The sequence below is a fragment of the Sphingomonas jinjuensis genome, from assembly GCF_014197105.1.
Lineage (GTDB): Bacteria > Pseudomonadota > Alphaproteobacteria > Sphingomonadales > Sphingomonadaceae > Sphingomonas > Sphingomonas jinjuensis.
Window position 1 is genome coordinate 275,447 of record NZ_JACIEV010000003.1, and the last position, 11,703, is coordinate 287,149.

General features: G+C 70.9%; 10 protein-coding genes. 9 read left to right on the top strand and 1 reads right to left on the bottom strand.

The annotated features are described in order from the left end of the window. Positions 1-89 precede the first annotated feature (89 nt). The 6 genes from tsaE to trxA all read left to right on the top strand — a co-directional run bounded on the left by tsaE (position 90) and on the right by trxA (position 9,074). Complete coding sequence (gene tsaE, locus GGQ80_RS07005; protein WP_343050915.1) at positions 90-536, top strand: tRNA (adenosine(37)-N6)-threonylcarbamoyltransferase complex ATPase subunit type 1 TsaE; 447 nt, start codon at positions 90-92, stop codon at positions 534-536. Beyond that, a complete protein-coding gene (locus GGQ80_RS07010; RefSeq protein ID WP_183983380.1) occupies positions 533-1,504 on the top strand; it encodes an aminoglycoside phosphotransferase family protein in 972 nt (323 codons plus the stop codon). Before tsaE ends, GGQ80_RS07010 begins: the two co-directional genes overlap by 4 nt. Then, entirely contained in the window at positions 1,501-2,265 is a 765-nt protein-coding gene (locus tag GGQ80_RS07015) for a nucleotidyltransferase family protein (RefSeq protein ID WP_183983182.1), read from the top strand. The genes GGQ80_RS07010 and GGQ80_RS07015 overlap by 4 nt, the downstream gene beginning before the upstream one ends. A gap of 102 nt (positions 2,266-2,367) precedes the next feature. Beyond that, positions 2,368-5,286, top strand: coding sequence for a PD-(D/E)XK nuclease family protein (locus tag GGQ80_RS07020; protein ID WP_183983384.1), 2,919 nt, complete (start codon positions 2,368-2,370; stop codon positions 5,284-5,286). Then, positions 5,279-8,689 (top strand): double-strand break repair helicase AddA, encoded by a 3,411-nt coding sequence (gene addA, locus GGQ80_RS07025; RefSeq protein WP_343050917.1) that lies wholly within the window; start codon positions 5,279-5,281, stop codon positions 8,687-8,689. The genes GGQ80_RS07020 and addA overlap by 8 nt, the downstream gene beginning before the upstream one ends. Positions 8,690-8,750: 61 nt before the next feature. Beyond that, positions 8,751-9,074: a thioredoxin TrxA gene (trxA, locus tag GGQ80_RS07030; RefSeq protein ID WP_183983183.1), complete on the top strand. Its 324-nt coding sequence runs from the start codon at positions 8,751-8,753 to the stop codon at positions 9,072-9,074. 107 nt (positions 9,075-9,181) lie between these two features. On the opposite strand, the gene argJ is transcribed toward trxA, so the two are convergent. Next, a complete protein-coding gene (gene argJ / locus GGQ80_RS07035) occupies positions 9,182-10,411 on the bottom strand; it encodes a bifunctional glutamate N-acetyltransferase/amino-acid acetyltransferase ArgJ (protein WP_425506023.1) in 1,230 nt (409 codons plus the stop codon). A 95-nt stretch (positions 10,412-10,506) separates the two neighbouring features. On the opposite strand from argJ, the gene GGQ80_RS07040 reads away from it, so the two are divergent. The 3 genes from GGQ80_RS07040 to GGQ80_RS07050 are packed head-to-tail and all read left to right on the top strand — an operon-like array spanning position 10,507 to position 11,623. Further along, entirely contained in the window at positions 10,507-10,911 is a 405-nt protein-coding gene (locus GGQ80_RS07040) for an energy transducer TonB (protein ID WP_183983185.1), read from the top strand. Between the two features lie 60 nt (positions 10,912-10,971). After that, positions 10,972-11,280, top strand: a complete 309-nt coding sequence (locus GGQ80_RS07045) for a hypothetical protein (RefSeq protein WP_183983186.1) — start codon at positions 10,972-10,974, stop codon at positions 11,278-11,280. Between the two features lie 40 nt (positions 11,281-11,320). Then, positions 11,321-11,623 carry a hypothetical protein gene (locus GGQ80_RS07050; RefSeq protein WP_343050918.1) on the top strand — a complete coding sequence of 101 codons (303 nt, stop codon included), beginning with the start codon at positions 11,321-11,323 and terminating at the stop codon, positions 11,621-11,623. Positions 11,624-11,703 lie beyond the last annotated feature (80 nt).

Genomic DNA, 11,703 nt, shown 5'->3' on the forward strand with positions numbered 1-11,703 from the left:
ATGCTGCCCTCACCCTTCCGACGCTTCGCGCCTCCCTCCCTTTCCCGGTGGGAGAGGGAAGGGGCCCGATCGCGCAGCGAGTGGGAAGGGTGAGGACGGTCGACCTCCCGGATCTCGCCGCGACCGAGGCCTTCGGGGCGTCGCTGGCGCCGCTGGTGCGGGCTGGCGACGTCATCGCGCTGCGAGGCGACCTTGGCATGGGCAAGACCAGTCTGGCGCGCGGGTTGCTGGCGGCGCTGGGGCTGGAAGGCGAGGCACCGAGCCCGAGCTTCGCGATCGTCCAGCCCTACGACCCGCCCGAGGTGCGACTGCCGGTCGCGCATGTCGACCTGTATCGGATCGACGAGCCTGCCGAGATCGACGAGCTGGGGCTCGACGAGGCACGGCTTGATTCGCTGTTGCTGATCGAATGGCCCGAGCGGGGCGGCGACCGCTGGCCCGATGCGCTGCTGCTCGACCTGTCGCCGGGGCCGGACGGCGGGCGGCGCTTGACAGTGACGATGCCCCCGGCTTGGGAGCGGCGATGGCCGACATGACCCCGCCGGCAGGTGCCGCCGCCTTCGTCGCCGCCCATGGCTGGGCCGGCGACATCGTTCCGCTCGCAGGCGACGCCTCGTTCCGCCGCTATTTCCGCGTGCTGTCGCAGGGACGCAGCGCGATCCTGATGGATGCGCCGCCGCCGCACGAGGATCCGCGACCCTTCATTGCGGTGGCGCGGTGGCTGAGCGTGAAGGGGTTTGCCGCGCCGACGATCCACGGCGTCGATCTCGACCAGGGGCTCGTCCTGCTCGAGGATTTCGGCGACGCCCGGATGCGCGAGGCGATCGACGAGCGGCCAGAGGCGACGATGGCGCTGTACGAGGCGGCGATCGACCTGCTCGTCGATCTGGCGCGGTATCCGGCGGGCGACTTCGCGCCCTATGATCGCGCCGTGCTGCATCGCGAGGCCGACCTGCTGGTCGACTGGTATTGCCCCGCGATCGGCGTCGAGATCGATCGCGCGGGCTGGACGAAGGCGTGGGACGCGGTGTTCGACCATGCGCTGACCGATACCCCGGTGACGGTGCTGCGCGATTACCACGCCGAGAATCTGATGCTCGTCGGGCCGACGCAGTCCCTGGGCCTGCTCGATTTCCAAGACGCGCTGGCGGGGCATCCGGCCTACGACCTGGTCTCGCTGCTCCAGGATGCGCGGCGCGACGTCGATCCGTCGATCGAGGAGGCGATGCTGGCGCGCTATCGCGCCGCGACGGGGGCGGGGGGGGATTTCCTGCGCGCCTATCATGTTCTTGGCGCGCAACGGAATGCGAAGATCATCGGGATCTTCACCCGGCTGTGGCAGCGTGACGGCAAGCCGCGCTATCCCGCGCTCTGCCCGCGGGTGTGGGCGTATCTGGAGCGCGACTTGGTGCAGCCGGTGCTGGCGCCGGTCGCCGCATGGTTCGACGCTAACCTGCCGCCCGAGATGCGCGGCGATCCGATGCTGCTGGCGCCCCAGGCATGAGCCGGCAGCTCGCGATACGCCCCGTGCCGCAGGGCCGGGTGCCCAGGACCGCGATGGTGATGGCGGCCGGGCTGGGCAAGCGGATGCGGCCGCTGACGATCACGCGTCCCAAGCCGCTGGTCGAGGTGGCGGGCAAGCCGTTGATCGACCACGTCTTCGACCGGCTGCGTGCCGCCGGCGTCGAGCGGGCGATCGTCAACGTCCATTATCTGCCCGATGCGCTGGAGGCGCATCTTCACCGGCGCTATCCCGATATCGAGGTGATCATCTCCGACGAGCGCGACATGCTGCTCGAGACGGGCGGCGGGCTGGTCAAGGCGAAGCCGCTGCTGGGTGATGATCCGGTGCTGGTCGTGAACGGCGACAGCCTGTGGATCGATGGCCCGGTCGACGCATTGAAGCTGCTGGCATCGCGCTGGAACCCCGCGGAGATGGACGTGCTGTTGCTGATGGTGCCGTTCGCGCGCGCTCATCACCTGGGCGGGCAGGGGGATTTCAGGCTCGCGGCGGACGGACGGATCACCGGGCGTCGCGGTGCGGGGCGGGTGGCGCCGTTCGCATATATCGGGGTGCAGATCATGGATCCGGCGGTGATCCGCGATGCGCCGGCGGGGCCGTTCTCGACCAACCTGTTCTGGGACCGCGCGATCGCGCAGCAGCGGGCGTTCGGGCAGGTCCATCAGGGGCTGTGGTTCGAGATCGGGACGCCGCAGGCGGTGACGCGGACCGAGGCGATGCTGGCGGATTCGTGGACGCGGTAGAACGCCGTGCGATCGTCATCCCCTTGAAGGCGGCGATCCATATTCTCAACGCTTTGGCATCGATCGATGGCGTCGCCAGTATGGATTCCCGCCTTCGCGGGAATGACGTTAGGGGGAGGGGTGGCTAGCCCCAACCTCTTCACCATCCCCTCGCACCAGGCGTTCGCCGATGCGCTCGTCGCCGGGCTGATGCGGCGGGCGGGGGGCGATGCGATGGCGTTGGCGCGGGGGCTGGTGCTGCTGCCCAACAATCGCGCGGCGCGGGCGGTGACCGAGGCGTTCGTGCGGGCGAGCGGCGGCGGGCTGCTGCTGCCGCGGCTGGTGCCGATCGGCAGCCCGGACCTGGGGGAAGCGGTGGGCGCGGCGCTCGATCCAGCCGATGGCGAGGCGCCGCCCCCGCCCGCGGTCCCGCCGATGCGACGGCGGATGATCCTGGCGCGGCTGGTGGCGGAAACGCAGAAGGTCGACGCGGCGGAGGCGGTGCGATTGGCGGGCGATCTCGCGCGGACGCTCGACCAGCTGCTGGTCGAGGAGGTGCCGCCGCAGCGACTGTGCGAGATCGAGCTGGGCCCCGAACTGACCGAACATTGGCGCCGCGCCCTGACGGCGTTCTCGGTCGTGATCGAGCGGTGGCCAAGGGAGCTGGCGGCGGCTGGCTTGATCGACGCGGCGGATCGGCGGCGCATCCTTCTGGATCGGCTTGCGGCGCGCTGGCGCGAGGTGCCGCCGGTGGGCTTCGTGTGCGCGGCGGGGGTGACCGACCCGGCGCCTGCGGTGGCGCGGCTGCTGCGTTGCGTCGCAGAACTGCCACAGGGGATGACGGTATTCGCGGGGCTCGATCGCGCGCTGCCGGACGCGGAGTGGGACGCGCTGGGCCCGAATGATCCCGATCCGGCGACGGGGCTGCGGCGGCGGTCGATCGAGACGCATCCGCAATTCCACCTGAAGCTGCTGCTCGACCGGATGGGCGTGGCACGGGGCGAAGTCGATGCCTGGGACGAGGCGCCGGGCGATGCGGCGCGAGGACGGGCGGTGGCGAATGCGCTGGCGCCGGCGGCCTTCACCGGCAAATGGACCCGGCTGGCCGAGGATGAGCGGGAGATCGACGGCATCGTCGCGGCGGAGTTCGCGACCCCGGCCGAGGAGGCGCAGGGCATCGCGCTGAGCTTGCGCGGCGTACTCGAGACGGAACAACGGACGGCGGCGCTGGTGACGCCGGATCGCGCGCTGGCGCGGCGGGTGGCGGCGCATTGCCGGCGCTGGGGGATCGCCGTCGACGACACCGCGGGGCGGCCATTGTCGATCCTGCCGCCGGGTGTGCTGCTGCTCGCGCTGGCGGACGCGGCGGCGCAGGGGTTCGCGCCATTGCCGCTGCTCGCGCTGCTCAAGCATCCGCTAGTGCGCAGCGGCGAAGATCGGCTCGCGTGGCTCGACGGGGTGCGGCGGCTCGATCGCCAGCTGCGCGGACCGCGGCCGGCGGCTGGGCTGGGCGGCATCGGCGGCCATATCGGCGAAAGCGAATGGTGGACGGGCGTCGTGCCGCTGCTCGCGCCGCTGGAGGCGGTGGCGGCCCGCGGTGAGCAGCCGCTCGGCGAGCTGGTCCGCACCCTGCGCGAGACGGCGGAGACCTTGTGCGGCGATGCCCTGTGGGCGGGGCCGGCGGGGCGAGCGGCGGCAGAGTTCCTGACCGAGCTGGAGGGCGAGGCGCATGCCGGGCCAGCGCGGATCGATGCCGAGGGGCTGGCCGCGATGCTGCGCACGCTGCTCGACGAGGTGGCGGTGCGGCCGCCGCAGGGCGGGCATCCCCGGCTTGCCATCTATGGCCAGATCGAGGCGCGACTGCAGAGCGCGGACCTGATGATCTGCGGCGGCATGAACGAGGGCGTCTGGCCGGGGACGCCGGCGCCCGATCCGTGGCTGGCGCCGCGGGTTCGTACGGCGTTGGGACTGCCGGGGCTGGAACGCGGGATCGGGATCGCGGCGCACGACTTCGCGCAGGCGCTGGGCAATCCGAAGGCGATGATCACGCGGTCCCGGCGGGATGCCTCGTCGCCGGCGCTGGCGTCGCGGTTGTGGCTGCGCTTACAGGCGATGGCCGGCGACCGGTTCGCGCGCGAGCACGATGTAGAGGGCTGGTCGCGGGCGCTCGACGAGCCGGGGATGCACGAGCCGTGCGCGCGACCCGCGCCGCTGCCCGAACCGCGGCTGAGGCCGACGAAGATCTCCGTAACGGAGATCGACCGGTTGAAGGCCGATCCCTACGCCTTCTACGCCCGGCGCATCCTGGCGCTGATGCCGCTCGACCCGGTCGATGCCGATCCCAGCGCGGCGTGGCGTGGCAATGCAGTACACGACATTCTCGAGGCGTGGTGGAAGGAAGATCGCTGCGCGGTCGATGCCCTGCGGCCTCGGGCCGAGGCGATGCTGCGCGATGGGCAGCTGCACCCGATGATGCGGGCGCTATGGCAGCCACGGCTGCGCGAGGCGATCGACTGGATCGCGGCGGAGGTCTTCGCGCGGGCTGCCGCGGGAAGACGGGTCGTCAGCGCCGAGGGGCGGGGCCAGATCGTGATCGACGGGATCACCTTGTCGGGGCGGTACGACCGGATCGACGTGGATGCCGACGGGTCGCTTGCGATCGTCGACTACAAGACCGGCAAGCCGCCCTCCGCCGCGGCGGTTCGCCAGGGGTATAGCCTGCAGCTGGGATTGCTCGGCGCGATCGCGGAAGCCGGCGGCTTCGACGGGATTCGCGGCAGGGCAGGCGCGTTCGAATATTGGTCGATGGGGCGCAGCAAGGACGGCTTCGGCTATGTCGCGACGCCGGTCGATGCGGAGGGCAAGCGCGAGCGGATCGTGACGTCCGAATTCACGTCGATCGCCGTCAGGAATTTCCGCACGGCGGCGAAGCTATGGCTGACCGGCGACGAGCCCTTCACCGCCAAGCTGGTGCCCGATTATGCGATCTACACCGAATATGACCAATTGATGCGCCGCGACGAATGGTACGGTCGTGAATGACCTGTCGCCCCTGCCGCCGCTAAAGGGCGCGCAGCGCGCGGCGAGCGATCCGCAGGCGCATGTCTGGCTCGCCGCCTCGGCGGGGACGGGCAAGACGCAGGTGCTGGCGGCGCGCGTCTATCGCCTGCTCCTGGCGGGGACCGATCCGTCGGCGATCCTGTGCCTGACCTTCACCAAGGCGGGCGCGGCGGAGATGGCGCACCGGATCAGCAGCAGGTTGGCGGCATGGGTGCGGATGCCCGACATCGCTCTGGGCAAGGACCTCCAGGCGTTGGGCGAGCGGGGGACGCCCGAGCAGCGCGCGGTAGCGCGGACGCTGTTCGCGCGGGTGCTCGACGCGCCGGGCGGCGGCCTGCGCATCCAGACGATCCACGGCTTTTGCCAGAGCTTGCTCGCCGCATTTCCGGTCGAGGCCGGGCTGACGCCGGGGTTCAGACCGATGGAGGCGCGCGAGGAGGCGGTGTTGGCGCGCGAGACACTGGCGGTGATGCTGGCGAGCGCGGAGGCCGAGGGACGCGAGCGGCCGGTGGCGACGATCGGCGCGTTGAGCCTGCGGATGGGCGAGGGCGGGGCGGAGAGTTTCCTCTATGCCTGTGCCCGCTCGCTGGCCGCGCTGGAGGCGTTGCCGAGCGGCATCGGGCCGTGGCTGCGGCGGACGCTTGACCTGCCGCAGGGCAATATCGACGAGGCCATGGCGGAAAGCTGCGACGCGATCGACACTTCCCTGCTGGAGCGAATCGCCGAGGCCAATCGCGCCTGGGGGACGGCAACCGGTATGGGCCATGCCGACGCGATCGGGCGGTGGCTGGCGGCAGCGCCGGCGGATCGGGTCGCGGGGCTGGAGGCGCTGTCGGCGGTGGTGCTGACCGGCAAGGGCGAGCCGCGCAAGGCGTCGGCGAAGCTGCTGGCGCTCGAGCCGGATTACGTCGAGCTGGCGGCCGAACTGGGCGATGCCTGCACCCAGCTGATGTCGCTTGCGACGTGCGCGGGCTATGCCGACCTGCTCGCCGATGCGCTGGAGGTGGGGCGCGATTATGCGCGCGCCTATGCCGAGGCGAAGCGGCGGCGCGGGGCGGTCGATTTCGACGACCTGATCCGCCTGACGGTGGCGCTGCTCGACCAGCCGGGGATCGGCGAATGGGTGCGCTTCAAGCTCGACCAGGTGACCGAGCATGTGCTGATCGACGAGGCGCAGGATACCAACGCCAACCAGTGGCGGATCGTCCGCGCGCTGGCGGACGAGTTCTTCGTGGGGCGCGGTATCTATGCGCCGTCGACGCGCACGCTGTTCACGGTCGGCGACCACAAGCAGGCGATTTTCGGCTTCCAGGGCACCGATCCGATCAACTTCCAGGCGGCGGAGCGCTATTTCGAGGGCAAGGCGGGTGAGGTCGCCGGCGACGACGAATGGCCGGCGCACGAGCGCGGGCTACCGTTCCAGCGACTGGCGCTGACCCATTCGTTTCGATCGACCCGGCCGATCCTGGAGTTCGTCGATGCCGCCGTCGCCGAGACCTGCGCCCTGGGGCTCGGCACCGAGATCGAGGAACATGCCAGCGAGGTCGCTGGGCCGGGCACGGTCGAGCTGTGGCCGCCGGTGATGGCGGGCGGCGATGCCGAGGACGAGGAAGGCTGGATCGACGATGCGGTGCGCGGCAACGCGGCGCGGATCGCGAAGCAGGTGCGGCAGTGGCTCGACGAAGGCATGATGCTCGGCACCGCAAGGCGACCGCTGCGGCCCGAGGACGTGATGATCCTGGTCAAACGGCGCGGCGAGCTGGCGGCGCTGATTGTCGCGCGGCTCTACGCCGAAGGCGTGCCGGTGGCGGGCGTCGACCGGCTGCGGCTCAACGCGCCGCTGGCGGTGCAGGACCTGCTCGCGGCGATCCGCTTCGTGTTGCAGCCGGAGGACGACCTCAGCCTCGCCAGCCTGCTCGTGTCGCCGCTGATCGGGTGGACGCAGGAAGAGCTGCTGGCGGCGGCGGTGCGCGAGCGGGGCGGCCTGTGGCGGCACCTGACGCGGACCCAGCCTGCGGAGCGGCTGGCACCGCTCACTGCGATGCTGGCGCGCGCGGATATCGCGACGCCGTACCAGTTCCTCGAGGAGATATTGTCGGGGCCGCTCGACGGTCGACGCAAGTTGCTCAGGCGGCTGGGGGCGGAGGCGCGCGATCCGATCGAGGAACTGCTGGGCGCGGCGCTGGCATTCGAGATGACGACGACGCCGTCGCTGCAGCGCTTCCTCGACTGGTTCGATCGCGGCGATGTCGAGATCGTGCGTGATCCGTCGCAGCCCCTCGATGCGGTGCGGGTGATGACGGCGCATGGCGCCAAGGGATTGCAGGCGCCGCTGGTGATCCTGGCCGATGCCACCGCCGATCCCGATGCGGCGCCGCGATCGCTGATCGGCTGGTCGCCCGAGGCCGGGGCAGAGCCGATGCCGATCTTTCGCCCGCGCAAGAACGAGCGCGGCGGCCCGCTCGACGCGGCGATCGCCGCGTTCGAGGCGCGCGAGCGGCAGGAGCATTGGCGGTTGTTCTACGTCGCGGCGACGCGGGCGGAGGAGCATCTGGTGATCGCCGGATCGCTGTCGGCGAAGTGGAAGGGCGAGGCGCCCGAGGCCAGCTGGTACGCGGCATCGGCGCGCGCATTCGCGGCGCTCGGCCTCGGCGGCGAGGGGGCGCGGACCTTCCACGGCGTCATGCCGCCGACACTGCCGACGCGCGAAGCCAAGGCGGCGACGCCGACCCGCCCGATAGCGCCGGTGCCCGACTGGGCGCGGCGCGCGGCACCGGTCGAGGCGCGGCCACCGCGGCCGCTCGCGCCCTCGGCGCTGGGCGAGGACGCGGTCAGCGATCCGCCGCCGGGCCCGGCGCTTCGTGCGGCGGCGGAGCGCGGGCGGCTGATCCATGGGCTGTTCGAGCGATTGCCGCCGGTGGCGCCGGCGGAGCGTGCAGGCGCGGCGGAACGCTGGCTGGCCGGCGCGGGCGGCGTGGCGGAGGCGGCGGCGCGGGCGGAGATTGCAGGGGCGGTGCTCGCCATCCTTGCCGATGATAGGTTCGCCGATCTGTTCGGGCCGACGGCGCTGGCGGAGGCGCCGATCGCGGCGACCTTGCCGAGCGGGCTGGTCGTCGCGGGGACGGTTGATCGGCTGCTGATCGACGAGGATGTCGTGCGGCTGGTCGATTTCAAGACGGGGCGGCGAGCGCCCGCCTCCATCGACGAGGTGCCCGACTATCACTGGCGGCAGATGGCGGCCTATGCGGCGGCGCTGGCGGTGATCTTTCCGGGGAGGCGGATCGAGGCGGCGTTGCTGTACACTGCGGGGCCGGTGCTGTTCACGCTGCCGGGCGACCAATTGGCGCGGCACAAGCCGGGCTTTAGCGACGCGGAGCAAAGCTGAGGCTCGGTCCGTTGAGCAACGCGGCTGGCCGCCCTACATGGCGGGCAAAGGAGAAATACCGATGGCAACCAAGACGATCACCGACGCGAGCTGGGACAACGACGTGCTGAAGGCCGACGGGCCGGTGCTGGTGGATTTCTGGGCCGAGTGGTGCGGGCCGTGCAAGATGATCGGGCCGAGCCTGGAAGAGATTTCCGAGGAGTTAGGCGAGCAGGTGACGATCGCGAAGCTGAACATCGACGAGAATCCCGATGCACCGGGCCGCTATGGCGTGCGGGGTATCCCGACGATGATCCTGTTCAAGGGCGGCGCGCCGGCCGCGCAGAAGGTCGGCGCCGAGCCCAAGGGGCGGATCAAGGCGTGGCTCGAGGGCGCGCTCACGTAACTTGCTGACGTCACCCTGAACTTGTTTCAGGGTCTCCCGCCGCGAGCGGTTTCGCTGGTGGCGGGAGATGCTGAAACGAGTTCGGCATGACGGAATCTTGCAGCCGGTCAGCTGCGGTAATCGGCGTTGATCGAGATGTAGCCGTGGGTCAGGTCGCAGGTCCAGACCGTGGCCTGGCCGTCGCCGAGGCCCAGGTCGACGCCCACGGCGATCTCCTGGCCCTTCAGGTGCGCGGCGACGGGGGCTTCGTCATAGCCTTCCACCGCCAGGCCATCGCGCGCGACCAGCGTATTGCCGAAGCGGATCGACAGCTTGTCGCGCTCGGCGGGCTCGCCGGCCTTGCCGACCGCCATGACGATGCGGCCCCAATTGGCGTCCTCGCCGGCAATGGCGGTCTTCACCAGCGGCGAGTTGGCGATCGACATCGCGATCCGGTGCGCGGAGCGGTCGCTTTCGGCGGCGATCACCTCGACCTCGATCAGCTTGGTCGCGCCTTCGCCGTCGCGGACCACGAGGATTGCGAGTTGGTGGCACAAGTCGTTCAGCGCGGCGCGGAAGGCGTCGGCGCCGGCACTGTCGTCGTCGACGAGCATCGCATTGCCCGCCGCCCCGGTGGCGAAGGCGAGGACGGTGTCGCTGGTCGAGGTGTCGCCGTCGACGGTGATGCACGAGAAGCTGGGCGCGTTGGCCGCGGATAGCGCGCGCTGGAGGAGGGCGGGGTCGACCGCCGCATCGGTGAAGACGAAGCCGAGCATCGTCGCCATGTCGGGCGCGATCATCCCCGAGCCCTTGATGATCCCGACCAGCGTGACGGTGCGGCCATCGACGATAGCGGTGGTCATCGCGCCCTTCGGATAGGTATCGGTGGTGCCGATCGTCTCGGCGGCCGACTTCCAGTCGGTGATGTCGGCGGTGAACGCGGCGTCTAGCCCTGCCTCCGCCTTGTCGATCGGCAGTGGGACGCCGATGACGCCGGTCGAGGCGACGAAGACGTCGGACGGCTGGCATCCGAGATGGCCGGCGGTGCGCGCGGCGATTGCCTCGACCGCAGCGCGGCCGCGATTGCCGGTGAAGGCGTTCGAGTTGCCGGCGTTGACGACGAGCGCGCGCGCCCGGCCGAGCGTCAGGGCGGCGCGGCACCATTCGACCTCGGGCGAGGGGCAGCGGCTGTTCGTCAATACGCCGGCGACGGCGGTGCCGGGCGCCAGCTCGACGAAGGTCAGGTCGCAGCGGTTCCATGTCTTGTAACGCGCCCGCGCGACTCGCGGCGTGGCCCCGGCGATCGGCGGCAGCGCGGGGAAGGGCGTGGCGAGGGGGGAGATGGGGGTGTCGACCATGAGGGCGTCCATAGCTCCAGATGGTTGCGGATCAACGCTGGAGCGTCGCGGCGAACGTGCAATGCTGCGGTAGGTCAAAAGTTGGAGTCGCTGCGATGCGGAGAACAGGTGTCCTGGCGATCACGGTCGGCCTATTCTGGAGCGCCGGCGCGATGGCCCAGTCCGGCTCTCAGCCGCTCGGCGACATCAGCCAATATCCCGGATCGACGAATTATCCCCCGGCGGCGCTGCGTGCCGATGCCCAGGGACGCACAGTGGCGCTTCTCGGCATCAGCCCGCAGGGGCGGGTCACGGATTGCAGCATCGAGGGGTCGAGCGGCAACTCGGATCTAGATGCGGAGACGTGTCAGATAGCGACGCAGCGAATGCGATTCCAGCCGGCGCGGGACGAGAAGAAGCGACCCGTCGCCTCGACCTATCGGCTGCCGATCCGCTGGGTCCTGCCGACGCCGCCTGTAGATACCGTGCCGCCGGCTCCGACGCCGCCCGCGGGCAGTTGACCCGAACGGCGGCCGGCTGGTCGCTCCATTAACCTTTCGGTAACTTTTTCGGGCGGATGGATGATCCGTCCCGAAGGGCGCGTGCTTGCCATGCGGGATCGGGAGAATGTCGCCATGTTGTCGATGATGCTGCTGCAAGTCGCGGCCATGGATCTGAGCAAGGGGCCCGTCGCGAACACCAACGTCGCGGTCGAGGTGCGGCTTGACGCCGAAGGGCGGGTGACGGCGTGCCGGGTGCCGAAGGGCGACCAACTGGCGTGCAAGGGCTTCGTCAAGGGGCGTCAGGTGGCCTCGCCGCTGCGCCGCAACGGCAAGCCCGTCGCCGGCAAGATGACGGTATCGACCACTACGGTGGTCAGCCCGCTCTGAGGTTGCGCACCGTAGCGGGGCGAGCCGTGTCACGGCGTCGGTGGACGACGGCCTCGCCGCGCCCTATGCAGGCCGACGCATGAACTTGCTGCTGCTTCTTTCCGCGTTGCTTTCCGCGCTGACCGGCGTTGCCGGCGGCGTGCGGGCGCCGCCGGCCGCGGCGCAGGTGATGGCGGCGGAGGCGCGCCGCGCGCTGCCGGCGGCGACGCGGCAGGCGCGACTCGCCGCTCGTCCCGTCGCGGCGCTGCCCGCGTTGGCGACGCTGGCCGGCACGGCGACCGCAATCGTTCCCGCCTTCGTCACGCCCGCGCTGCTGCTGACGACCGGCCGCCGCCGCGAATAACGCCGCGGTTGTACGGGCACGCGCCCGTCCCATCTGCCAGCCACGATCCCTCGCGCGCGCCGACCGGCTGCGTGCCCACC

Excerpts from the sequence above, each read along its gene's own strand:
- GGQ80_RS07040 (WP_183983185.1), top strand. The coding sequence starts at position 10,507 with ATGCGGAGAACAGGTGTCCTGGCGATCACGGTCGGCCTATTCTGGAGC.
- GGQ80_RS07020 (WP_183983384.1), top strand. The coding sequence starts at position 2,368 with ATGACGTTAGGGGGAGGGGTGGCTAGCCCCAACCTCTTCACCATCCCC.
- argJ (WP_425506023.1), bottom strand. The coding sequence starts at position 10,411 with ATGGTCGACACCCCCATCTCCCCCCTCGCCACGCCCTTCCCCGCGCTG.
- trxA (WP_183983183.1), top strand. The coding sequence starts at position 8,751 with ATGGCAACCAAGACGATCACCGACGCGAGCTGGGACAACGACGTGCTG.
- GGQ80_RS07010 (WP_183983380.1), top strand. The coding sequence starts at position 533 with ATGACCCCGCCGGCAGGTGCCGCCGCCTTCGTCGCCGCCCATGGCTGG.
- GGQ80_RS07015 (WP_183983182.1), top strand. The coding sequence starts at position 1,501 with ATGAGCCGGCAGCTCGCGATACGCCCCGTGCCGCAGGGCCGGGTGCCC.
- GGQ80_RS07045 (WP_183983186.1), top strand. The coding sequence starts at position 10,972 with ATGATCCGTCCCGAAGGGCGCGTGCTTGCCATGCGGGATCGGGAGAAT.